The organism is Clostridium sp. CF012 (genome assembly GCF_018861755.1).
Lineage (GTDB): Bacteria > Bacillota > Clostridia > Clostridiales > Clostridiaceae > Clostridium_AD.
In genome coordinates this window covers 47,237-69,546 of the sequence record NZ_JAHLEF010000024.1, presented here as the reverse complement: position 1 = coordinate 69,546, position 22,310 = coordinate 47,237, and the positions used below count along the sequence as shown (strand labels likewise).

Genomic DNA, 22,310 nt, shown 5'->3' with positions numbered 1-22,310 from the left:
TAAAATCCTTAATGCTCATTTATCCACCTCTAATCTTTATTCCATTATACATAGAAAAACCCTATAGCGTAGGTTTTTTTAAATCGTCTACTCTATAGGGTACATTTTACTGTCGCTCAAACATATGTTTTTCAGAGCGTAGCTTATTTAAAAATATAATAAGAAGTTCTAAAGCTTGTTCTAATGCATTATACGTAATATATACTTTTTTTGAGCATGAAAACATTTTTTGGCTTCCTATATAATAAAAAAAACTAAAAGACTTACAGTATGATTATACTGTGAGTCTCTTAGTTTTAATTACTTATATTTAAATTATTTAGATGAATTAGCAGAACCTAAAACATTAGTAATTTTTCCATCAACTAGTTTAGTAATGTTATTTCTTGCTTCTCCAAGATATTTTCTTGGATCAATTTCGCCAGGACTTTGTGTTAAAACCTTTCTTAGTGATCCTGTCATAGCAAGTCTTAAATCAGTATCCATGTTTATTTTACAGACAGCCATAGAAGCGGCTTTTCGAAGCATTTCTAGTGGTATTCCTTTTGCTCCTTTAATTTCTCCACCAAATTCATTGCACATAGAAACGAAATCTTGATCTACAGCAGATGCTCCGTGAAGAACTATTGGGAAGTTGTGCATTCCAGCTTCTTCTAATTTTTTAGTGATTGATTCTAATCTTTCAAAGTCAAGTTTAGCATCGCCTTTGAATTTATAAGCACCATGGCTTGTTCCGATAGCTATAGCTAAAGAATCAATACCAGTTCTTTTTACATAATCTACTGCTTGATCTGGATCAGTATAAGTTGCATCAGCAGCTGAAACTGAAACAGCATCTTCAACACCAGCTAGTTTTCCAAGCTCTGCTTCAACTACAACACCTTTAGAATGAGCATATTCAACTACTTCTTTAGTTAATCTTACGTTTTCCTCATAATCAAAATGAGAACCATCATACATTACTGAAGTAAATCCTGAAGCTATTGCAAGTTTAACTTGAGCAAGATCAGAACCATGATCTAAATGAAGAGCAATATCAAGACCAGTGTCTTCTACAGCTGCCTCTACCATTTTTCGAAGGTATGTAGGTCTAGCATATTTCAAAGCTCCGCCTGATACTTGAAGAATAACTGCAGACTTGTGAGTAGCACAAGCATCCATTATTCCTTGAATTATTTCCATATTATTGATGTTGAATGCACCAATTGCGTAATTTCCTTCAAAAGCTTTTTTAAACATATTTGTTGTAGTAACTAATGCCATATTAATTCCACCTTTCAAATTTTGTGACAGGGACATATATTGTCCCTGTGGGACTTTTTATTGTATAATATAATTATAAGCTATAAATACACTATTTTCTACCCTTTTACTATAAATGATTCCAACATACAAAAATTATTAAAAAATATTGCTTATAGATACTTTTTCATGAGATTTTATATGATCTATAAGATATTTCATAACATGTACTGTGGCTAAGGCTTCTGACTTATCGCGAGTTTTTATATACTGAGTTAATTTTAAAATTTCATTGTCTACATGGTCTAAGTCCTCATGATGTATATAAAGGGTTAAAAATTTAGAATCACTTTTCCACTGAGCTATATAATCTAGGGATAAGGTATATGCATCTTTATAGTTCTCCTTTAGTATATAACTTTCTAGGGTAGAATTCAAATTTTGCAAATGGTCGCAATTGCGATTTATAACAATTATAGATAAAAATATCCCTATAATCATTACAATAAATAAGCTAAAGGCTAAGTAAACATTTTTCATTAATTTTTATCTTTCCCTTCCTTGAGTTGATAATAGAACTTGTTTTTAGAATCTATTATTCCTATGAAAACGTCTTTTGAGGAGGCAATATTATTCTTTTTAAGTAAATTCTCTAACCAAGTTTCGTCTTTGGATAAAATTTTCAAATTTTTAAAATTTACATTACCATCCATAATCAAAGGTATAGGTAAAGACTCTTGAACTATTTTTAATTTCAAATCATCCTTAGTTGCATTGCTTTGACCAGTTTTTGGCAATATGGATAGCTCACCACTAGTTTCTAAAATAGCATATTGAATATCGGATAAATTAAAATATCCCTTTAATCTAAGTTCTTCTAATAAATCATTAATATTAAATCTTTGATATCTAAGCTCTGCAATATCAATTTTCCCGTTTTTTATTAATATACTTGGAGTGCCTGTTAATATTCTTCTAGCCTTCTCACTTTTGAGTTCAATAAAGGAAGTGGCTACTTGAAGAAATAGCAAAGTAATTATTGGTATAATGGAATGTAGCAATGGTATTCTTATATCTTGCATGGGAAAAGTAGCGAGTTCAGAAATCATTAATGCGATTACCAGCTCAAAAGGTTCAAGCTCACCTATTTGTTTTTTACCCATTAGCCTCATAATAAAAATTACTACAAAGTATAAGAAACAGGTTCTGATTATTAAAATAAACGTAAGATCACCTCATTCTCTATTCTGTATATTTTTCGTTAAAATACAAAAATTATAAGGGGTATAGGATACATTTTTTAAAAACTACAGTATAATAGTACTAACCACTAAAAATAGGGGATGATTGCATGAGTAATTTCAATATAGACCTTAAGGATGGTAGAAATGTTTTAGTAAAGCAGGGAACTATATTAAATGATATTATTAAAGATAATAGTTTATTAAATGATATACCAGTAGTTTTAGGTAAGGTTAATAATAAACTTTATGAACTTTCCGAAACTATAACGCAAGATGGTGATTTTGATACTGTGGATATTAAAAGTAGAATTGGAATGATGACGTATGTTAGAACCCTCCAGTTCGTGCTAATAAAGGCAGTTTACGAATTGTTTCCTACAGCTAAAATTTCTATCGAGCATTCACTAAGTAAAGGTTTATTTGGAGAAATCCATAAGACCCTTGCACTAGATATTGACGATATATATGAGATAAAAAATAGAATGAGGGAAATAATAAAAGCGGATATTCCTATAAAAAAGATATCACTGTCAAAAGCCAAAGCAATAGAAATTTTTAGGTCATATAATATGCAAGACAAAGTTAAACTTTTAAAATATGTTAATTCAGAAGAAGTAAAGATTTATGAATTGGATGGGCGATTTGACTATTTTTATGGTCCAATGGCGTTTTCAACAGGAGTATTAAGTACCTTTGATTTAATATACTATGAGCCAGGTTTTATATTAAGGTATCCTACGTCAGACGCTCCAGATAAAATTCCTAAATTTCAAAAACACGAAAAACTAGCTAAAATATTTGACGAAGCAGAAAAATGTGGAGAAATATTAGGTGTTGGGAGTGTCGGAGCATTAAATGACGAAGTGGTAAATGGTGATATTGTTAATTTAATTAGAGTAGCAGAGGCTCTTCATGAAAAGAAGATTGCGTACATTGCAGATATGATTCATGGAAGAGAAAAGGTGAAATTAGTTCTTATAGCAGGTCCGTCCTCTTCAGGGAAAACTACTTTTTCAAAAAGGCTTGGTATTCAATTGAGAGTAAATGGCTTAATACCAATACCTATTTCCTTGGATGATTATTTTGTTGATAGAGAAATTACTCCAAGGGATGAAGATGGCGAATATGATTTTGAATCTATATATGCTTTAGATTTAGAACTTTTCAACAAGGATTTAAAACTATTACTACAAGGCGCCGAAGCTAATATACCAAGTTTTAATTTTAAAACAGGAAAAAGAGAATGGCATGGAAATAAGATTAAAATGCCTGAAAATGGGGTTATGATTGTAGAAGGAATACATGGATTAAATGAAATATTAACTGCCTCCATAGCTATGGATAGTAAATTTAAAATATATATAAGCCCACTGACACAGCTTAATTTAGATGATCACAATAGAATTTCTACAACGGATGTAAGAATGACAAGAAGAATAGTTAGGGATTACTTATCGAGAGGATACGGCGTTGAAGATACTCTAAAAATGTGGCCTTCTGTAAAACGTGGAGAGGAAAAAAATATTTTTGTATTTCAAGAGCAAGCAGATGCAATGTTTAATTCCAATGTAGTCTATGAGCTTTGTGTACTTAAAAAATTCGCATTAGCTGAGCTTAATAAAATTGGAGCTGAAAGTCCAGTATATTATGAAGCCAGCAGATTGAAAAGCTTCCTGAATTTCTTTGTAGATGTAGACAAAGAATTGGTACCAGATAATTCAATAATCAGAGAGTTCACTGGTGGAAGTTGTTTTTATCAGTATTAAGACAGGAAAAGTATGAAATTTATCCTACGTGCCTTGCTAAACGAACTTGAAACAGGAAATTCCATTAAAAAATTCTAATGTTTTGCGAATGTTAAATTCTCTGACGCTCACATGAGCCGTCCTGGCTCAGGTTCGCTAGACTGCCATCCTGGCAGTCTCACGAGAATTTAACATTCGCAAAACAAGAATTTCTAAATGGAATTTCCATTGTTTCCGCGTTTCGTTTTGCAAGTCACTGCGGATAAATTTCATACTTACTGTTAATCTTATATTTTAAGAAACACTGATTCTAATGTAGTAAACTAAGAGTCTATAAAACTCACCATATACTATATAGTACACTCCTACATGCTTTAACCGTTATGATTATAGAATACAAGTACAATACACTAAAAACAGGTGGTGCACCTTTTGTAGTGTAGATTGAAAGTATGAAAATTATCCCTAGTGACTTACAAAAGAAATTTCAAGTTTTAAGTTCTTTTGCAAGGCACGTAGGATAATTTTCATACTTACCATGTAATAACAAAAGAATAATAGATGTTAGTGTGTGACAAAACAATTTATAATTGTTTTGTCACAGCATAGAGACTGACAAGGAGGATAACATGAAAAATTATAGTGTTTTTGATATATTAGGTCCAATTATGATAGGGCCATCGAGTTCACATACAGCTGGTGCAGCAAGACTTGCAAAGGTTGCTGCTTTAATTGCAGGTAAGAATATTGCATCGGTGCAATTTGTTTTACATGGTTCTTTTGCTAAGACTTATAAAGGGCATGGAACGGATAAGGCGTTAGTTGCGGGAATTTTAGGAATGGATCCCTGGGATGATAGGCTTAAAGATTCCATGAGTATAGCTAAAGAAAAAGGACTTGTTGTAGAGTTTATTCCAGGAGATTTGGGGGATGTTCATCCTAATACAGTAAAGTTTATTATAACAAAAGAGAGCGGGAAAATAGTTGAAATTGTTGGTTCATCTGTTGGTGGAGGAAATATTTTAATCTTTGAGGTTGATGGTGGAGCAGTGGAATTTAGGGGTAAATATCCAACAATTATAATTAATCATAAAGATATACCAGGTATGATTTCAAAAGTAAGTACTATACTATATGATGAAAATATCAATATAGCATTAATGAAGGTATACAGGAACAGTAAAGGATTAAAAGCAGCTATGGTGTTTGAAACAGATACTATAGTTCCTAAAGATGCACTAAATAAGATTAAGTACTTAGGGCATATCTATAACATAAGAGAAATATTACCGATTAAACAATCCTAATATAGACATGAAAGCTGAGGAGAAAATAATTATGTTTGCAAACAAAGGAATAGAAATTTTAAAGATATGCGATGAAAAGAAAATTGCAATTTGGGAATATACAATAATGTGTGAACAAGAAGAAAGTGGACTCTCAAGAGAAGAAATTGTTGAAATCATGAGGAAAAACTTAAGGATAATGCAAGAAGCTGCAGAATATGGACTTATAAATGAAACTAGATCCGTAAGTGGGTTAATAGGTGGAGATGCAATTAAACTTAACAAATATGCAAGCTCTCAGAACACTCTTACAGGTGAATTTATGGTAAAGGCAATGGCTAGAGCTATTTCTTGCTCAGAAGTAAATGCAGCTATGGGTAAAATAGTAGCAGCACCTACAGCAGGGTCTTGTGGGATACTTCCTGCGACTATTATTACAGCAGGAGAGAAGTTAAATAAAAGTGAAGATGAACTAATTAATGCTCTATTCACAGCGTCAGGAATAGGAATTATAATAGCTAAAAATGCTACATTAGCAGGAGCAGAGGGTGGATGTCAGGCTGAATGTGGTTCAGCGGCTGCCATGGGTGCTGCAGCTGTAGTAGAAATGATGGGTGGCACCCCTGCAATGGCAATGGACGCAGCTGCAATAGTGATAAAAAATATATTAGGTCTAGTATGCGACCCTATTGCAGGCTTGGTTGAAGTGCCTTGTGCTAAACGAAATATGGCTGGAACAGTAAGCGCTTTAACCACTGCAGACCTTGTAATGAGTGGTGTAACTAGTAGAATACCTTTTGACGATACGGTACTTGCTATGTATGAGATAGGAAAGCAATTGCCTTGTGAACTTAGAGAGACTGCTATGGGTGGACTTGCAATTACACCTACAGGCCTACGCCTTGCAAAAGAAATATTAGGAGAATAAAAGGCAAATTAGTAAGAAATGAAAGAGGGATATCCTAAATAGGATGTCCCTCTTTTGGAGTAACCTTTAAAAACATAATGAATAGAATAATAGAGGAGATAAATAATTAAACGGAGGAGTGAATATGGTAATTTATTACCCTACCTACTACTTAGTGACAGTAATACCTATATTATCAATAGACGAGGATGAGTACCACGTGGGTTATAGCGATGAATACCGCGCGGGATACAATGATGAGTATGGATATCGCTTTAACAGAGAAGAAAATGAAGTGCATAACACATACAGAAATATTGATGAAGATATTTTTGATGAGGCTGACGAAAAATACATGAATGAAAGTACAAAATAATGATAGTCATGTGTTTTAAATGAAAAAAACCTACATTTTTATAATTGTTGTTATTGCCTTAATGTTTATAAGCACTTCATCAAGTTTAGTAAATACAATAATATATTCCTTAGCCATAATTCCATTAGCTATTTTACTAGGAGATCAAACAACTAGAATATCAGATTATATAGGACAAAAAAAAGGAGGCCTACTCGCAGCTACAGTGGGTAATGTTCCAGAGCTTATGATGGGGATATGGTCAATAAAGTATGGTATGATTCCTTTGGTTCAGGCTTCCTTAATTGGGTCAATTATAAATAACATGCTTTTAGGTCTTGGAATTGCAGTAGTGTTCGGAGGATTTAAGTTTAGAGAGCAAAATTTTAATAGTATAATAGCACGGACAAACTTCAATATGTTACTACTAGCCATGTCGTCTATGGTAGTTATAGCAACATTAAATAGATACTCTGTAGTTATGGATTCAGTACTTATATCCATAAGTGTGAAAATTGCTTTTTTACTGATAGGTATTTATATCTTAGGGCTAGTGTTCTCATTATATACACATAACAATTTATTTGTTGTTAGTGAGAATAGTGAAGAGGATAAAATTACCATAAAAGACAAAAAAGTCACTATAAGGAAGAAGAAAATTACAATAAATAAGAAAGTTATTGAAAGCGCAGTAACTTTAATCTGTATATCTGTATTACTCTATTTTATAAGTGATAAGTTAATTTATAATATTAAAGATTTTATAAAAAACTATAATATATCCCAAGAGTTCATAGGTATTATTTTAATTCCACTTCTTGGGAATATAGGCGAAAATGTCTCTACTATAATGAGTGCAATGAAAAACAAGGTAGATATGAGCTTAGAGACGGCTATAGGGTCAAGTATCCAAATTTCGCTTTTTGTTACACCTGTTCTTGTAATATTTTCTTGCTTTATGGGTCTAAATATGACACTTTTATTTCCGGTTTTTCACATAATAATGTGTGGTATAGCAGTAGGAATGTCTTTTTTAGTGTTTCAGGATGGAAAAACCTATTGGCTAGAAGGAAGCATTTTAATTACTTCCTATATCATAATTACTTTAGCATATTATTATATTGTATAGGCGCATTCATATAAATAAGATGGTGGTATCTTCTACTTAATATTTATTTTCATATGTCTGTGCATAATTAAATTTTTATAATAATATAATTAATGAATATCAAAACTTAAAAGGTGATTATTTGGCACATAGAAGAGTAATTCAGAATTATTACAACGATATAAATAATTTAGCAGATATTTTAACTAAACTAGTTAGTTCTTATAGGTTATTAATTGGTGGAGCAGATGAATTAAATAAAATTGCACTGTCAAAAAAAAGTGAGGTTAAGGACGCTCTTAAAAGAGCAGATAATCTTGGAGACATTATCGATGAAACGATAAAAGTACTGGATAATGCAAGTTATAGCTATATGTCCTACTGCACAATGAAAACTGAAGTTATGAAATGCAAGCTTCAGATAGAGTATATAGAAACAGAGATTGAGGAGGAACTAAAGCTAAAAGAGTAAAAAAGTGTGAGAAATTTCTCACACTTTTTTTATTTGAAATTTACTTATCATAAGATAAGACAGGGTAATCATTATAATAATAGTAAGTGGAAAATTATTAGGAGAATTTAAAGTTAGTAGTGCGTAGAGTGCTAAAAGCATCCCAGCCATGGTAATAGGAATTCCTGTATAAACATTATCAAATTTAGAACTGTTATATAGTGCTAGTCTATATGCACCAGCTACAGGGAAAACTAAAAAGCAAATATAAGCTAAATAGCCTAAAGATTTAAAATTATATAAATTAAATATAAGCAAAGAAGGAGCAACGCCAAAAGATACTAGATCTGCTAATGAATCTAATTCTTTTCCTAGTTCGCTAGATACTTTTAGTAAACGTGCTACTTGACCATCGTATCTATCCATAAGGCCAGCGAGTAATATGAAAATCACAGATAATTTGTAATTAGCTTCAAAAGTCGTAAGTAGGGACAATAAACCAAAAATTAAATTCCCAAAGGTTAAAATATTTGGGATAGAGGATTTCTTCACTCTGCATCACTCCTAAAATAATGAAATTCAGCTAAAAATTTAGCTGTAATATTAATATATCTTTTATAAAAACCATCTTTTTAAGTATACATCATATATTAATAATTTTTAAGTATTAAATGCAATTTATAAGTATTGAAAGCATATATTTTATCGAGTGTATTATATACTTAAAAAAACATTATATACAATAAAAAAATAATATACACATTAAAAGACTATCATATAGAATAAAAAGTTATTATATAGAAAAAACATTAATATTAATTTTTCTTTATGGTTAAAATAAAGTGAATAATAATTTTTGTATACCTTAAAAAAACTAATAAGGAGGATTATAAGATGAAGATTTCAGAAATAATGACTAAAGACGTTATAAGTTTATCCGTAGATGATACAGTAGAGCATGCAGCTGGACTTATGAAAGAGCATAATATAGGATCTATTCCTGTAAGTACAAAGGAGAAAATAGTTGGAATTGTAACGGATAGGGATATAATACTTAGATGTGTTGCGGAAGGTAAAGACTTAAAAGTGCAAAAGGTTAGAGAAATAATGACCTCAAATCCTGTGGTAGGAGATGAAAATTTAAACGTGGATGATGCAGCTAGGATTATGAGCGAAAGGCAAATAAGGAGATTGCCAATAGTAAGCGACAATACACTAGTTGGAATGGTATCCTTAGGTGATTTAGCAGTAGAACCAAACCTTAGGCAAGAGGCGTCAGGTGCATTAAGTGAGATTTCTATTCCTTGTATACCAAATATTTAATATTATCTGAAAAAATCCACAGGGAAATATGAATCTTGTGGATTTATATTTAAAGGGTTATAATAAGTCATCTAAATTGTTAAAATCAAGGGCAAATAGGAGAGAATATAATGCATAAGGTGAAATTTATTTACAATCCAAACTCTGGAGAAAGTAATATAGCATCAGATCTAGACAAGATAATAATGATTCATCAGCAATATGAGCATATAATAGTACCACACAGAATATGCTATGAAAATCCACTATCAAATGCTTTTTTAGATATAGATAAAAGTTACAGATATGTTTTAATAGCAGGTGGAGATGGAACTATAGATAGTGTAGTAAATGTGATGAAGGATAAAAAAATCAATTTACCCATAGCAATTATTCCTACCGGTACGGCAAATGATTTTGCCAAGTATATAGGTATGCCTCAAGATGTTGAAGAAGCTTGCACGCAAATATTAAATAGTAAAATAAAAAAGGTAGATATAGGAAAGATAAACCATAAATACTTTTTAAATGTAGCCAGCACAGGGTTATTCACAGATGTATCACAAAAGACAGATATGAATTTAAAAAATACCATAGGGAAACTGGCATACTATGTAAAAGGATTAGAGCAATTGCCTAATTTTAGAAAATTAAAAATAAAGGTTACTTCCGATAAAGATTGTTTTGATGGCTATATGTACCTAATGTTAATATTTAATGGACAAACAGCAGGAAATTTAAAATTTGCATACAAGGCTAAAGTCGATGATGGGCTTTTAGATGTAATTATAATAAAGGCTGGAATTATGAAGAATATATTGAATATTTTTATTAAAATGTTAAAAAATGAGTACCTAGAAAATGTAGAGGGCATCGTTTATTTTAAGACTAATAGATTAGAAGTTGAATGCTTCGAAGATATTGTAACAGATATAGATGGAGAAAGAGGACCGGATTTTCCTTTGCTTATAGAATGTGAGGAAGGCGGAATATCGATACTCGGAACTAAAATATAGTAAATAGGCACATCAAAATAAATAACAAAAATACTACCTTGTTATTTATTTTGATGTGCCTTGCATATTTTTAAAGAAAAATTAATAAATATTAACAGTAGCAATTTTAGGGAGAGTCTATGAATGAGTATATATTTTTTATTGCTGTTAATAATGGTTCTTTTATTATATGGAGGTATAATTTCTAGTTTGGGTTATGCACCTAAAAAAATCAAGATAATAAGTGCTATGGCTTTGATCTTAATGGCCTGTAGATACATAGCTTTAATAATTCTTTTTACTATTAAAAATCAAAGTTATTTGTATTTATTAAAACCTTTAGTATATGCAAACTTATTATGCATACCTATATGCGGAATCCTTTCAGTTCATATTTTTTCTAGGAATAATAAAATAAGACTTAGAAAGATTTTATTATTCTGCGCTATGCTGTGTATAGCTTACGGCCTAGTTATTTATAAATCCCCTGTAAGCATAAATATATCAGATAATTGTGGGTACACTATTGAATTACAACTAGAAGCCTATTGTTATACTGTGCTGCTTATAATAAATTCCATTTTTCTCTTTAAAGGTATAAGGTTATATAATAAAATTTATGTAAGCAAACTAGGAGCTGTATTAATAATAATAGCGTCTAGTATTACATTATTGTCAGTGATTCTAACTTCCTTAAATCCAAATTCTCCTATGATGTTGCTAGGGGATATTTCTTGGATAGTAACTATAGATTATGGGTTAATAAAGTTTAAAAAGTAGCTTCTAAATATTTATCATATACAAAAAGCATATATGGCTGGAATGAACCCCTAGCCATATATGCTTTTTTTATTTTTTGTGATTTCTATTCCTTGAGAATTTAGGATTAGTGTTTGTCTTTAAAGGTCTTGGTGGTATCAAGGAGTTTTTATCAAAACCAATTAAGTCTTCTCTATGGGCTTTTGTTAGAGCTTCTTTTACAAGGTTATAGTTTTCTGGATTTTTAAATTGAAGCAGAGCTCTTTGCATGTTTTTTTCTTTTTGCTCATTTGGAACATATACCTTCTCTTTGGTGAAAGGATTAATTCCAGTGTAATATATTGTAGTAGATAAACTTCCTGGTGTTGGATAAAAGTCTTGAACCTGTTCTGGAGTGTAGCCCATTTCTTTTATATATTCTGATAATTTAATTGATTCCGCAAGGTCCGAGCCCGGGTGGCTTGACATAAGATAGGGAACCAGAAACTGATTTTTTTCTAATTTCTTATCTATTTCGAAATATTTTTTTACAAAACGATCGTAGACTTCCTTTTTGGATTTGCCCATTTGATCGAGCACCTTGTCACTAATGTGCTCAGGAGCTACTTTTAATTGTCCGCTAATATGATGCTGGCATAACTCTTCAAAAAAGGTAGTGTTTTTATCGAAAATCAAATAATCGTATCTTATTCCAGAACGAATAAAAACTTTTTTAATGTTTGGAAGTATTCTAACCTTTCTTAATAAATCTAAATACTCAGTGTGATCAATAATAAGATTTTTACAAGGAGCTGGATGCATGCACTGCTTATCTCTGCACACACCTACTTTTTCCTGGATTTTGCAAGCTCTATGTCTAAAATTTGCTGTTGGACCACCAATATCGTGAATGTAGCCTTTGAAATTCCTTAAGGTTGTTAAAAGCTTCGCTTCCTCTATAATGGATTTTTGGCTTCTATTTTGAATAACCCTACCTTGATGAAAAGTTAGTGCACAAAATGAACAACTACCAAAACAACCTCTATGACTTGTTATAGAAAACTCAACTTCAGTTATTGCAGGGATACCACCTTTAGCTTCATATAAGGGGTGATAGGTCCTCGTATATGGCAAATCATAAGTTATATCCATTTCATTTTGAGTTAGCGATATTTGAGGAGGGTTTTGTACGACAAATCTATCATTATGTTTTTGTACTACAATCTTTCCTCTTATATCATCTTGTTCTAAGGATTGTAATTTGTAGCTTTCTGAATAAGCGATTTTATCAACACTTACAGATTCAAAAGATGGTACTTCAATGAAATCTTTAAGTTCGCCAATTTCTTTTGAAGCATAAACAGTCCCTCTTATAGAAGTCATTTTATCTACGGTCATGCCATACTTAAAAAGATTAGCAATTTCAACTATAGTTTTTTCTCCCATACCATAGATTAGTAAATCTGCTTTAGCATCAATTAATAAGCTACGCCTTACTTTATTATCCCAATAATCATAATGGGCAAATCGTCTAAGACTTGCTTCTATACCGCCAATTATAATTGGAACATTTTTAAAGGCTTCGCGAGCTCTATTACAATACACAATTACCGCTCTATCAGGTCTATGGCCCATTTCGCCACCTGGAGAGTAAAGGTCTGTACGTCTTTTTTTCTTTGAAGTAGTATAATGATTAACCATAGAATCTATATTACCAGAATTTATGAGAAAACCATATTTAGGCTTTCCAAGTTTTCTAAAATCATCAACGTTTTCCCAATTAGGTTGCGCTATAATACCTACAGTAAAGCCTTGATGTTCTAAGGTTCTTCCGATTATAGCAGTTCCAAAGGATGGGTGATCAATATATGCATCCCCTGTAATTATTATAAAATCCAATTGAGATATATTTCTTTCTTTTAAATCAGCCATACTAATAGGCAAAAATTGTTTGTTTACTTCCATATAATCCTCCAAACAGATTGGTCGAACTAAAGTTCGTTGAACTAAAGTTCTTTTTTTTCTGTTAACTAGTTAAGCACACTGCAATAAATAAGCGCATTTTTGATTTGTTATTTATTTTTATGCACATAATAATATTAACATAACAATAGAAAAATATGAACTATAAAAGCTTATAAATATTTAAGTGTTTTTGCAAAAGGAAAAAAACGAAAATATTATATGTATTATGAAGTAATAATGAGAAATAATGATATACAAGTTACTAGAACTATTTAAAAGGGTTTAGAGGACAAATTTAATTGAATTTCTCTTTTTTTAGTTGCATTTTGGAGTATTTATAATATAATATTATAGAGAGATTATTTTTTTGACTTTAAATAAAAGTAAAAAAATGTATTAATATATTAGCATAAATTTTATAGGTGGTGAAACTAGATGGAAAATGGCCCTCGGATTAGAAGGTCAAAATTAATTCTAAAATTTAATATTGATATGCAGAGAAATTGTTGTATTAGAAATTAATATAGTTTTAATTGTGATTAAAAATCAATGGGTTATTAATTATATTTTTTCTCTGCAAAAGAGGAGGAATATTCATGGAAAAAGTTTCAGAATTTTTTTTAAGCAAAGTACTCAATCAAAATGTGTATGATGAATTTGAGGATAATATTGGGAAGTTATATGACATTTACGTTACCACGCAGCAGGGATATCCAAGAGTTATAGGATATAAAATCAAAAAAGGAAGAGAAATTTTTAATTATGAATTTAGAAATATAGATATGTGTAAAGAGGAAAAAGGAATAGTGCTGAGAGTAAGGGGAGTTAAAGATATAATTCCTAGGAAATTCTCATACCTTTTGTCTAAACATTTATTGAACAAACAAATAGTTGATGTCAATGGCAAGAAAGTGGTTAAAGTTAATGATTTAACCATGAATAAGATAGGTGGAGAAATAAGAGTTGTAGCCGTGGAATCAGGTATTATTGCAGCTACAAGAAAATATAAATTAGATGGGATAATTAGATTTTTATATGATATATTGGGGAGAAAACCTCAGGAGAATAGTATAACCTGGGAAAGTGTTCAATCTTTAGAAATGGTAGCTGATAGCTTAAAACTAACGCAGCCCTACGGGAAATTGACTAAGCTCCATCCTGCAGACCTTGCGGATATCTTAGAGGGGCTAGATACTGAGGCACGAAACAAAATCTTTGAGAGCCTTGATAAAGATTTAGCAGCAGATACCCTAGAGGAACTACAACCAGAGATTCAAGCAGATATTTTAAGTACCATAAACAACATACGCGCGCAAGAGATTTTAGATGAAATGCCTAATGATGAAATTGCTGATATTTTAGATGAAATGAAGGAAATAGATGTAGAAAAAATTCTTCTAAACTTTAACAGTGATGATGAAAAAGAAATTAGAGACCTTATGGAGTATCCGGATGAAGTTGTTGGGAGCATAATGAATAAGGATTTCATATCTTTTAATGTAAATATTACAGCAAGTGAAACTATAGAGATTCTAAGGGAACTTAAGCCAGAAGATGAAGTAATACATTACATTTATATTGTAGATGAAGATGTAAAACTTCAAGGATTTATTTCACTCAGAAATTTGGTTCTTTCAGTTCCAGGGCAGAAATTGAAAGACATTATGGATGATAAGGTTATTAAAATAAAAGATTGTCAGGATATTGAGGATGCAATTGAAGTGGCATTGAAATATGACTTAATTTCGCTGCCTGTAGTAGACTTAGAGGAAAAATTATGTGGAATAGTAATTATGAACGATATAATTGAAGAACTATTATCTCCCAGATGGAAAAGAAAACTTAAAAAAATTATATAAAAATACACTATGCTTTAATTAGCATAGTGTATTTTTTTTGAAATTTAGCACAAACTAATGTTGATAATAAAGAGTATATATTAGGCACATGAAAATAATATACTAACGACCTAATTATTTTCATGTACACGAGCTAAGGAGGAATATATTGAAGATTAATAAACATTTACTCAAAAGATGCAGCGCTGTGCTTATGATTATTCTAATTGCATATTTTGCAAGTGAAGCTTATTTTAATATTTCTAGTAAGGCAGCAATAGGAACGGTTTATAAATATGGGGCGCGAGGTGACAAAGTTAAAGAAATTCAAACTAAACTAAAACAATGGGGATACCATAATGATAGTGTTGATGGAATATATGGCTATAATACGTATCTTTCTGTTAAGTCATTTCAAACAAGCAATGGACTTAATGTAGATGGAATAGCAGGAAGCCAAACACTTGCAGCCATGGGTATAATGCCTACTACAGCAGACTCTAGTGGAACAGCTTCCAGCCAAAATGTAACAAACAATAAGGATGTGGATTTAATGGCTAGACTCATAAATGGTGAGGCTAGAGGTGAACCTTATGAAGGGCAAGTGGCTGTTGGAGCAACAATTTTAAACAGAACAAGAGATGCAAGATTTCCATCTACCATAGCAGGAGTGATTTATCAACCAGGGGCATTCACAGCTATAGTAGACGGACAAATAAATGCGAAAATTGAAGAAAGCTCTATAAGGGCTGCAAGAGATGCAATAAATGGTTGGGACCCCTCTGGGGGAGCAGTATTTTATTTTAATCCTGCAACAAGTACTAATAAGTGGATTTGGTCACGGACACTTATAAAAGTCATTGGTAAGCATAGATTTTGTAGCTAATTAAATTTTTCTTGTGTAAAGCCCACAGTGTATATAAAATTACAAAATTTATATACACTGTGGGCTTTTATTCCAGTTTATTTAATACGAAAATTTATTTCGAAAATAGCATTAGCCTTATTAAAATTATGTTACAATATTGTAGATATTTCTAAAATTTTCTAATTATTTTATATAAAAATTAGTAAAATATGCAACTAAACACAAAAAGCCACGTATATTAATCGAAATGTTTTTTTAATAACAAGTAGTATTAAAATTAACAAATTGTGATGGGGGTACTTCTTAATGCAAAGCAAGTTCGAACAGCTATATGATATGTACTATGACTGTGTATACAGATATATATTTGTTTCTGTAAAAAACAAATGGAATGCGGAAGATATAATCGCTACTGTATTTACTAAAATATTTGAAAATGAAGATAAAATTACTGAAGTCGAAGCAAGCAAAAATTGGATTTTTCGTATAGCTCATAATACTATTATAGATTTTTATAGAAAAAACAGTAAAGTAATTCCTATTGAAAGTTTTTTGGATAGAGGGGATGAAGATACTGGATATGAAGATATTGTTATCAGAGATGAGTTTAATGGAATAAAAAAAATAATTGACGGATTGCCAGAAGAGACAAAGAAAATGCTTTATTTGAGATTTTATGGTGGACTCAAATTCAGAGAAATTTCAGAAACAGTAAATATAGCAGAAAATACTGTTAAATCAACTATTTCAAGAGCTATAAAGAAAATCAAGAAAAATTATGAACATAGTTTAGGAGGTGATGTAATTGGTTAGCGATGAACTTTATATAGAAAAATTATTGTACAAGGATGCAGCAAAGATTGTTATTGATAATGAATTTAAACGTGATTTGAAAAATAGGATAAAGTTCGGAGACAAATACAACAATATTACAGAACTTTCTAAAAGTAAGAATAACTTAAAACAAAGTAAATACTTTAAAATCGCTTCAGGCTTTGTAATTTGCGCATTTGTAAGTGGGACAATATTCAATGCTATTGATGTTCCAAGTATAAATATGTTTGCAAAAGGCGAAGGAAATTCTAATGATAATAAGGCTATAAGTAGTGTGAAGAATTCCACGATGGATAGTGGAAAAGTAAATGTGCCAAAAGCTAATGATCAAGTAGCAATTAGCGATGATGTGAATAAGATACCAAGCATAGAAAAAGATGGTCAAGGTAGTACTGTTGACAATTCGCTGGGCAAATACAGTAAAGAAAATAATGGTATAATAAATAAGGGCACTGGCAAGGTAAATTCTATAGGCAAGGGTGCTGGCATAAGTGAAGGTGTAAATAAGAACCAAGGAAATACTAGTGTTTCAACAGTTATAGCCTCAATAAATTCACCTAATGTACCTAATATTCCTATTACGCCTAGTGTACCTAATGCAACCAATGTACCAAAAATGGAGAACGTAAAAGAGAATGTAAGTTTTAGTTTGAAATTATACGACTCAAGTTTTTCATCTGGTGAAAAGAGCCTACTTAATGTTAAAGAGGGCGCTATATATGTGAAGGATATTGAATCTTCCATAGAAAAAAAATTAATAGCTTATAACGAGAAGACTCAAATAGTTGAAAAGCCTAATTTTACACCAAATAATGAAATAATTTATTATAAAGCAGAAAAGGTAGACCTGAAAAATGGAATTATTGGCGAAAAAAATGGCGCTATTTATTTAACTGATAAAAATGGGAAGGAACCTAGTAAACTTGTAGATGGAAAAAATCCCATGATATCAAAAGATGGTAATAAGTTAGTTTATGAAACTGAAGGTAAAATATATATTTTAGATTTAGAAACAAAAAATAAAAAGTTTATAGATAACGGAAAAAATCCTGCTTTTTCTGATGATGGTAAAACAATAAGTTATGTAAAAGAAGATAAAGAAACTCAGAACTATGATGAAAATACTGGTAAAAAAGATGTTTATATTCAAAAGACATTTTCAAGCCTATGGGTTTTTGATTTAGCAACTGAAAACACCCATAGTTTAACAAATAAAGAAGTTAATATAAATAGTGAGAGTATTCAATCTTGGGCAGAGGCTGTAAAAAGTGGAAGTGTTACTAGTGACCTTAAGGTAAGCAGTAAATATAGCTACTTTGAGAGTATTTGGTCTTCTAATAATAAAGAAATATATGTTATTAGAAAAAACAATGATGAACAAATATTTGAGCTTATTAAGATTAAAATAGATAAATAAGTGTTTAGAATATAAAATTGGTAGTAGAAAATTTCTACTACCAATTTTATATTCATTATGATTCTAAGCAGTATTTAACAACTAAATCTAAAGTAGATAATATAGAATCCATATGAGTTCTTTCATAACCATGTGAGGCGAAAATTCCAGCCCCAATTAAAGCCGTTTTTATATCATAGCCAGCTCTTAGAGCAGCTGAAGCATCAGAACCATAGTGTGGGTAAATATCTATTTTATAATCTATATTTTCTTTTTTACAGATATCTGTTAATTTTTTTCGAAGTCCTAAATCATAAGGGCCTGATGAGTCTTTAGCACAGATACAAACACTATATTCAGAAGAGTTTTGATCAAGACCTGGACAACCCATATCTACAGATACAAACTCTTTAGTTTTTTCTGGCATTGAAGCAGAAGCGCCATGTCCAACTTCTTCATAATTACTAATAAATATATTAGTTGTATATGGAAGTTCAATGTTACTTTCTACTATGTGTTTTATAGCATAAAGTAGAATAGCAACTGAAGCTTTATCATCTAGATGCCTAGATTTTATAAAGCCTTTTTCAGTAAATAGTGTTCTCGCGTTAAAGCAAATAAAATCACCAACGCCCAGGCCCAGTTCTTCAACTTCTTTTTTTGAAGAAATTCTCTCATCAAGAATTACCTCCATATTTTCTGGGGTTCTTTTAAGCTCGCGAGCATCGTTTCCACTAATATGTACTGAAGGTTTCGTGCTCTGAATAGTTCCTGTGAAAATTTTACCATCGATAGTTTCTATAGTGCAGTTTTCACCTTCTATAGAATTCATCATGAATCCACCAATAGGATCTATTGCAAGGGTTCCACTGGAATTAATTTGTTTAACCATTGCACCAAGTGTATCCACATGAGCAGATAGTGTTCTTTGATGTTCGTCATTTTTGCCTTTTATGGTAGCTACAATAGCACCTTTATTGGTTTCGAAGTATTGTACGTTTAAAATTTGAAGCTCTTTTTTTATGTAATTCATGATTTTTTCAGTATAACCAGAAGGACTAGGTATTGATAGAACATTCTTTAAATAGTATTTAATTTTATCTTCATTATAATTCATATTATCACTCCTTATAGATGAAATTAGTATAGGCATAATTTTACCATAAAATATGTTGAATTTAAACTAAAAAATTTAACTTAAATAATAAATAAAAATGAAAAACAGGCATAAAAAACGAGCATAAAAAAGTAAAAGTGTATAGGAATATTAGTTTCTTTGTAGTATAATATTTACGAGTAGAAAAGGAGAATTTATATGAAGAAAAAAGCAATTATAATAGCAGGAATTTTGATTTTAGTAGGGACGGTTATGTTTACTAGCTATTCTTATGTTAAAGTAAAACATTGGGATACTTTGATTTTACCTACAGTTAAAATAGAAAATGAAGATTTAACAGGGAAAACAAAGGAAGAAGCCCAAAAATTAATGATGGACAAGTATTCAAGCCAGGTGGTTAAGAAAAAGATTGATATAGTAACTGAGGAGAAAAAATATACCTTAGACTACTCAAAGCTAGATGCAAAGTACAATATCAATGAAGCAATAGAAGAGGCGTATAGCTATGGAAGAGAAATGAATATGTTTCAAAAATATAAAGCTATAAAAAGTCCTGTTGTAAAGCAAATAAAGCTAACCTTTAACTATAATGATAAGATTGTTGATCAAATGCTTACGGAAATAGCTAAAAATACAAATAAAAAGGCTGTAGATGCAACTATAGCGATGGGTAGTAGTGGTCAATTTAATGTTACTAATGATATTGTTGGAATGCAGTTACAAGAGGATGCATTAAAAAAAGACATCAAAAGCAAAATCAATGGTGCTCTTTCTGAAGATGTTATAAGTATTGTTGCCCCAGTAACCCAAGTAAAACCTAAAATTTCAACAACAGCATTAAAGACAATAAATACAAGGATAGCTACTTATTCTACGAACTATGCAAGCTCAGCACAAGGCAGAGCAACCAATATAGGGCTATCAACTAACAGTATTAATGGGACTCTATTAATGCCTGGAGATGTGTTTAGCTTTAATGGGACGGTAGGAGAGAGAACGTCAGCAAGAGGCTATCAAAGCGCAGGAGTAATTATTGGAGATAAAATAGAACAAGGTCTAGGTGGTGGAATATGCCAGGTTTCATCTACTCTATATAATGCAATACTGGGTACTGGTCTTGTTTCTGTAGAAAGAACTCACCATACAATTTCTTCAGGATATATTCCAAAAGGACAGGATGCAACAGTAGATTATGGAAATCTTGATTATAAGTTTAAAAATACCAATAAATACCCAATGTATATTGAAGGAGTAATATCAAACAGAAACGTTTATTTCAATGTTTATTCTAGTTCTACATTATCTAACAGAACTTATCAAATTATAAGTGAAATATTGGAAGTTACTCAGCCGAAAACAGAAATTATAAATGATGCAACTATGTATGAAGGCGCAAAAGACATTGTTAAAACAGGTTATAATGGATATAAAGTCAAAGTGTCTAGGAAAACTTATGAAAATGGTAAACTAATTAATACTGAGGTTATAAATAAGGATACTTTTAACGTTATCAATGGCATTGTAAAAGTCGGTACTAAGAAGAAGAATACAATAGCTCCAGTAGTACCTCCAGCAGTACCGCCAGTAGTACCACCAGTTACAGCCCCTCAATAATAGATATATATGAAAACATAACGTTTTAATTAACGTTATGTTTTTTCTTATATTATGACAGTATTTTAAGAATCCCATGAAGGTTCGGCATGTAGGATGTTCTGATAGTAGAACATCCTACATGCTTTCACCTTCGACAAGTAATTCTAAAATTTATTTTATCTGCATCTGCTCTTGATCACAAATTCCTACATGATAAAACTTCAAGATTATTATCTACAAATTATAGTAAAAAAATCAAGTTTAATAATTGAATTAATGGATAAATAATGAAGAACATGATATTATATAAATACTATGATATTATCTAAATATTATGATTATTGTAGTGTTTATTTCTTAGTATGGCGAGGGGGGTATATTATGACAAATGAAGTGGAATTAGTTCATAGGATTGCAGATAATATAGAAAAAGTTATTTTGGGAAAGAGGCTTGAAGTATACAATATATTAAAAGGAATATTAGCTAATGGTCATATTTTAATTGAAGATGTTCCAGGGGTAGGCAAAACCACACTTATAAAAGCATTAGCAAAGTCAGTAAATTTATCATATAGTAGAATTCAATTTACCCCGGATCTTTTACCTTCAGATATTATTGGAGTCTCTATATATAATCAAAAAACAATGGAGTTTGAATATAAAAAAGGGCCTGTTTTTTCCAATATAGTATTGGCGGATGAGATAAATCGAACATCACCTAAAACACAGTCTGCACTACTTGAGGCAATGGAAGAAAAACAAATTTCAGAAGCGGGAATTACATATAAGTTAAAAGAACCCTTTCTAGTTTTAGCAACTGAAAATCCTATAGAGTACGAGGGTACTTTTTCATTGCCAGAGGCGCAACTAGATAGATTTATGATTAAAGTAAGTATAGGTTATCCTCAATCAAATGATGAAGTGAATATATTAGATCTATATAGGGAAAATAATCCTATTGAAGAATTAGAGCCCGTAGCAACGGATGATGATATTATATATTTGCAGAAAAAGGTTAGAGAGATTCATGTGGAAAAACAGTTAAATGAATACATAGTTAAAATAGTTAATGCCACCAGGCATAATAGTTTTATAGTTCTAGGAGGAAGCATAAGAGCATCACTCGCGCTGCAACGAGTGGCGCAAGCAACTGCGCTTATAAATGGTCGAGATTACATTATACCTGAGGATATAAGGGGGAATGTAATGATTGTCTTAAGTCATAGAATAACATTGACCTCATCCGCCAGGGCAAATAATTATACTACGAAGCAGGTAATTTCAGATATATTAAAGACTATTCAAGTTCCTAAGGTGAAATAA

General features: G+C 31.1%; 21 protein-coding genes. 15 read left to right on the top strand and 6 right to left on the bottom strand.

Going from position 1 to position 22,310, the window contains the following annotated elements:
* Positions 1 to 315 precede the first annotated feature (315 nt).
* From KPL50_RS18275 to KPL50_RS18265, 3 genes are all read right to left on the bottom strand, one after another.
* Complete coding sequence (locus KPL50_RS18275; protein WP_216299976.1) at positions 316 to 1,263, bottom strand: ketose-bisphosphate aldolase; 948 nt, start codon at positions 1,261 to 1,263, stop codon at positions 316 to 318.
* Positions 1,264 to 1,401: 138 nt separating this feature from the next.
* On the bottom strand, positions 1,402 to 1,782 hold the full coding sequence (locus KPL50_RS18270) for a DUF4363 family protein (RefSeq protein WP_216299975.1): 381 nt from the start codon (positions 1,780 to 1,782) through the stop codon (positions 1,402 to 1,404).
* Entirely contained in the window at positions 1,782 to 2,414 is a 633-nt protein-coding gene (locus KPL50_RS18265; protein ID WP_216299974.1) for a DUF421 domain-containing protein, read from the bottom strand. The genes KPL50_RS18270 and KPL50_RS18265 overlap by 1 nt, the downstream gene beginning before the upstream one ends.
* 179 nt (positions 2,415 to 2,593) lie before the next feature.
* Here KPL50_RS18265 and KPL50_RS18260 point away from each other — a divergent pair, with 179 nt between their 5' ends.
* The 6 genes from KPL50_RS18260 to KPL50_RS18235 all read left to right on the top strand — a co-directional run bounded on the left by KPL50_RS18260 (position 2,594) and on the right by KPL50_RS18235 (position 8,359).
* The gene (locus KPL50_RS18260; protein WP_216299973.1) at positions 2,594 to 4,252 is read left to right on the top strand and encodes a nucleoside kinase; all 1,659 of its coding nucleotides are present in this window, start codon (positions 2,594 to 2,596) and stop codon (positions 4,250 to 4,252) included.
* A gap of 608 nt (positions 4,253 to 4,860) precedes the next feature.
* Positions 4,861 to 5,538: an L-serine ammonia-lyase, iron-sulfur-dependent subunit beta gene (sdaAB, locus tag KPL50_RS18255; RefSeq protein ID WP_216299972.1), complete on the top strand. Its 678-nt coding sequence runs from the start codon at positions 4,861 to 4,863 to the stop codon at positions 5,536 to 5,538.
* A gap of 31 nt (positions 5,539 to 5,569) precedes the next feature.
* On the top strand, positions 5,570 to 6,445 hold the full coding sequence (gene sdaAA, locus KPL50_RS18250; protein WP_216299971.1) for an L-serine ammonia-lyase, iron-sulfur-dependent, subunit alpha: 876 nt from the start codon (positions 5,570 to 5,572) through the stop codon (positions 6,443 to 6,445).
* 124 nt (positions 6,446 to 6,569) lie between these two features.
* A complete protein-coding gene (locus tag KPL50_RS18245) occupies positions 6,570 to 6,800 on the top strand; it encodes a hypothetical protein (RefSeq protein ID WP_216299970.1) in 231 nt (76 codons plus the stop codon).
* Positions 6,801 to 6,819: 19 nt separating this feature from the next.
* Positions 6,820 to 7,908, top strand: a complete 1,089-nt coding sequence (gene cax / locus KPL50_RS18240) for a calcium/proton exchanger (RefSeq protein WP_216299969.1) — start codon at positions 6,820 to 6,822, stop codon at positions 7,906 to 7,908.
* A gap of 121 nt (positions 7,909 to 8,029) precedes the next feature.
* Positions 8,030 to 8,359 (top strand): hypothetical protein, encoded by a 330-nt coding sequence (locus KPL50_RS18235; protein WP_216299968.1) that lies wholly within the window; start codon positions 8,030 to 8,032, stop codon positions 8,357 to 8,359.
* An 18-nt stretch (positions 8,360 to 8,377) separates the two neighbouring features.
* Here KPL50_RS18235 and pssA read toward each other — a convergent pair whose 3' ends face one another.
* Positions 8,378 to 8,890: a CDP-diacylglycerol--serine O-phosphatidyltransferase gene (gene pssA / locus KPL50_RS18230; RefSeq protein ID WP_216299967.1), complete on the bottom strand. Its 513-nt coding sequence runs from the start codon at positions 8,888 to 8,890 to the stop codon at positions 8,378 to 8,380.
* Positions 8,891 to 9,232: 342 nt separating this feature from the next.
* Here pssA and KPL50_RS18225 point away from each other — a divergent pair, with 342 nt between their 5' ends.
* The 3 genes from KPL50_RS18225 to KPL50_RS18215 all read left to right on the top strand — a co-directional run bounded on the left by KPL50_RS18225 (position 9,233) and on the right by KPL50_RS18215 (position 11,415).
* Positions 9,233 to 9,661: a CBS domain-containing protein gene (locus KPL50_RS18225; RefSeq protein ID WP_216299966.1), complete on the top strand. Its 429-nt coding sequence runs from the start codon at positions 9,233 to 9,235 to the stop codon at positions 9,659 to 9,661.
* Between the two features lie 110 nt (positions 9,662 to 9,771).
* The gene (locus KPL50_RS18220; protein WP_216299965.1) at positions 9,772 to 10,656 is read left to right on the top strand and encodes a YegS/Rv2252/BmrU family lipid kinase; all 885 of its coding nucleotides are present in this window, start codon (positions 9,772 to 9,774) and stop codon (positions 10,654 to 10,656) included.
* A 123-nt stretch (positions 10,657 to 10,779) separates the two neighbouring features.
* A complete protein-coding gene (locus tag KPL50_RS18215; protein ID WP_216299964.1) occupies positions 10,780 to 11,415 on the top strand; it encodes a hypothetical protein in 636 nt (211 codons plus the stop codon).
* A 69-nt stretch (positions 11,416 to 11,484) separates the two neighbouring features.
* Here the strand turns inward: KPL50_RS18215 and KPL50_RS18210 are convergent, their stop codons facing one another.
* The gene (locus KPL50_RS18210) at positions 11,485 to 13,338 is read right to left on the bottom strand and encodes a YgiQ family radical SAM protein (RefSeq protein WP_216299963.1); all 1,854 of its coding nucleotides are present in this window, start codon (positions 13,336 to 13,338) and stop codon (positions 11,485 to 11,487) included.
* Positions 13,339 to 13,934: 596 nt separating this feature from the next.
* Here KPL50_RS18210 and KPL50_RS18205 point away from each other — a divergent pair.
* The 4 genes from KPL50_RS18205 to KPL50_RS18190 all read left to right on the top strand — a co-directional run bounded on the left by KPL50_RS18205 (position 13,935) and on the right by KPL50_RS18190 (position 18,295).
* Entirely contained in the window at positions 13,935 to 15,197 is a 1,263-nt protein-coding gene (locus KPL50_RS18205; protein ID WP_216299962.1) for a magnesium transporter, read from the top strand.
* Positions 15,198 to 15,390: 193 nt separating this feature from the next.
* Positions 15,391 to 16,062, top strand: a complete 672-nt coding sequence (gene sleB / locus KPL50_RS18200; RefSeq protein ID WP_216299981.1) for a spore cortex-lytic enzyme — start codon at positions 15,391 to 15,393, stop codon at positions 16,060 to 16,062.
* Positions 16,063 to 16,350: 288 nt separating this feature from the next.
* A complete protein-coding gene (locus KPL50_RS18195) occupies positions 16,351 to 16,857 on the top strand; it encodes an RNA polymerase sigma factor (protein ID WP_216299961.1) in 507 nt (168 codons plus the stop codon).
* Positions 16,850 to 18,295: a hypothetical protein gene (locus KPL50_RS18190; protein WP_216299960.1), complete on the top strand. Its 1,446-nt coding sequence runs from the start codon at positions 16,850 to 16,852 to the stop codon at positions 18,293 to 18,295. The genes KPL50_RS18195 and KPL50_RS18190 overlap by 8 nt, the downstream gene beginning before the upstream one ends.
* Before the next feature lie 55 nt (positions 18,296 to 18,350).
* Here KPL50_RS18190 and KPL50_RS18185 read toward each other — a convergent pair whose 3' ends face one another.
* Positions 18,351 to 19,391, bottom strand: coding sequence for a M42 family metallopeptidase (locus tag KPL50_RS18185; RefSeq protein ID WP_216299959.1), 1,041 nt, complete (start codon positions 19,389 to 19,391; stop codon positions 18,351 to 18,353).
* A gap of 198 nt (positions 19,392 to 19,589) precedes the next feature.
* Between KPL50_RS18185 and KPL50_RS18180 the strand changes: the two genes are divergently transcribed.
* Both KPL50_RS18180 and KPL50_RS18175 read left to right on the top strand, forming a co-directional pair.
* The gene (locus KPL50_RS18180; RefSeq protein WP_216299958.1) at positions 19,590 to 21,005 is read left to right on the top strand and encodes a VanW family protein; all 1,416 of its coding nucleotides are present in this window, start codon (positions 19,590 to 19,592) and stop codon (positions 21,003 to 21,005) included.
* A gap of 363 nt (positions 21,006 to 21,368) precedes the next feature.
* Positions 21,369 to 22,310, top strand: a complete 942-nt coding sequence (locus KPL50_RS18175; protein ID WP_216299957.1) for a MoxR family ATPase — start codon at positions 21,369 to 21,371, stop codon at positions 22,308 to 22,310.

What these genes read in the sequence shown, in the direction of transcription:
- KPL50_RS18210 (WP_216299963.1), bottom strand. Translation starts at nt 13,338, where the DNA reads ATGGAAGTAAACAAACAATTTTTGCCTATTAGTATGGCTGATTTAAAA.
- cax (WP_216299969.1), top strand. Translation starts at nt 6,820, where the DNA reads ATGAAAAAAACCTACATTTTTATAATTGTTGTTATTGCCTTAATGTTT.
- KPL50_RS18225 (WP_216299966.1), top strand. Translation starts at nt 9,233, where the DNA reads ATGAAGATTTCAGAAATAATGACTAAAGACGTTATAAGTTTATCCGTA.
- KPL50_RS18195 (WP_216299961.1), top strand. Translation starts at nt 16,351, where the DNA reads ATGCAAAGCAAGTTCGAACAGCTATATGATATGTACTATGACTGTGTA.
- KPL50_RS18270 (WP_216299975.1), bottom strand. Translation starts at nt 1,782, where the DNA reads ATGAAAAATGTTTACTTAGCCTTTAGCTTATTTATTGTAATGATTATA.
- KPL50_RS18275 (WP_216299976.1), bottom strand. Translation starts at nt 1,263, where the DNA reads ATGGCATTAGTTACTACAACAAATATGTTTAAAAAAGCTTTTGAAGGA.
- KPL50_RS18180 (WP_216299958.1), top strand. Translation starts at nt 19,590, where the DNA reads ATGAAGAAAAAAGCAATTATAATAGCAGGAATTTTGATTTTAGTAGGG.
- KPL50_RS18205 (WP_216299962.1), top strand. Translation starts at nt 13,935, where the DNA reads ATGGAAAAAGTTTCAGAATTTTTTTTAAGCAAAGTACTCAATCAAAAT.
- sdaAB (WP_216299972.1), top strand. Translation starts at nt 4,861, where the DNA reads ATGAAAAATTATAGTGTTTTTGATATATTAGGTCCAATTATGATAGGG.
- sdaAA (WP_216299971.1), top strand. Translation starts at nt 5,570, where the DNA reads ATGTTTGCAAACAAAGGAATAGAAATTTTAAAGATATGCGATGAAAAG.
- KPL50_RS18175 (WP_216299957.1), top strand. Translation starts at nt 21,369, where the DNA reads ATGACAAATGAAGTGGAATTAGTTCATAGGATTGCAGATAATATAGAA.
- KPL50_RS18185 (WP_216299959.1), bottom strand. Translation starts at nt 19,391, where the DNA reads ATGAATTATAATGAAGATAAAATTAAATACTATTTAAAGAATGTTCTA.
- KPL50_RS18245 (WP_216299970.1), top strand. Translation starts at nt 6,570, where the DNA reads ATGGTAATTTATTACCCTACCTACTACTTAGTGACAGTAATACCTATA.
- KPL50_RS18260 (WP_216299973.1), top strand. Translation starts at nt 2,594, where the DNA reads ATGAGTAATTTCAATATAGACCTTAAGGATGGTAGAAATGTTTTAGTA.
- sleB (WP_216299981.1), top strand. Translation starts at nt 15,391, where the DNA reads ATGATTATTCTAATTGCATATTTTGCAAGTGAAGCTTATTTTAATATT.
- KPL50_RS18215 (WP_216299964.1), top strand. Translation starts at nt 10,780, where the DNA reads ATGAGTATATATTTTTTATTGCTGTTAATAATGGTTCTTTTATTATAT.
- KPL50_RS18265 (WP_216299974.1), bottom strand. Translation starts at nt 2,414, where the DNA reads ATGAGGCTAATGGGTAAAAAACAAATAGGTGAGCTTGAACCTTTTGAG.
- KPL50_RS18220 (WP_216299965.1), top strand. Translation starts at nt 9,772, where the DNA reads ATGCATAAGGTGAAATTTATTTACAATCCAAACTCTGGAGAAAGTAAT.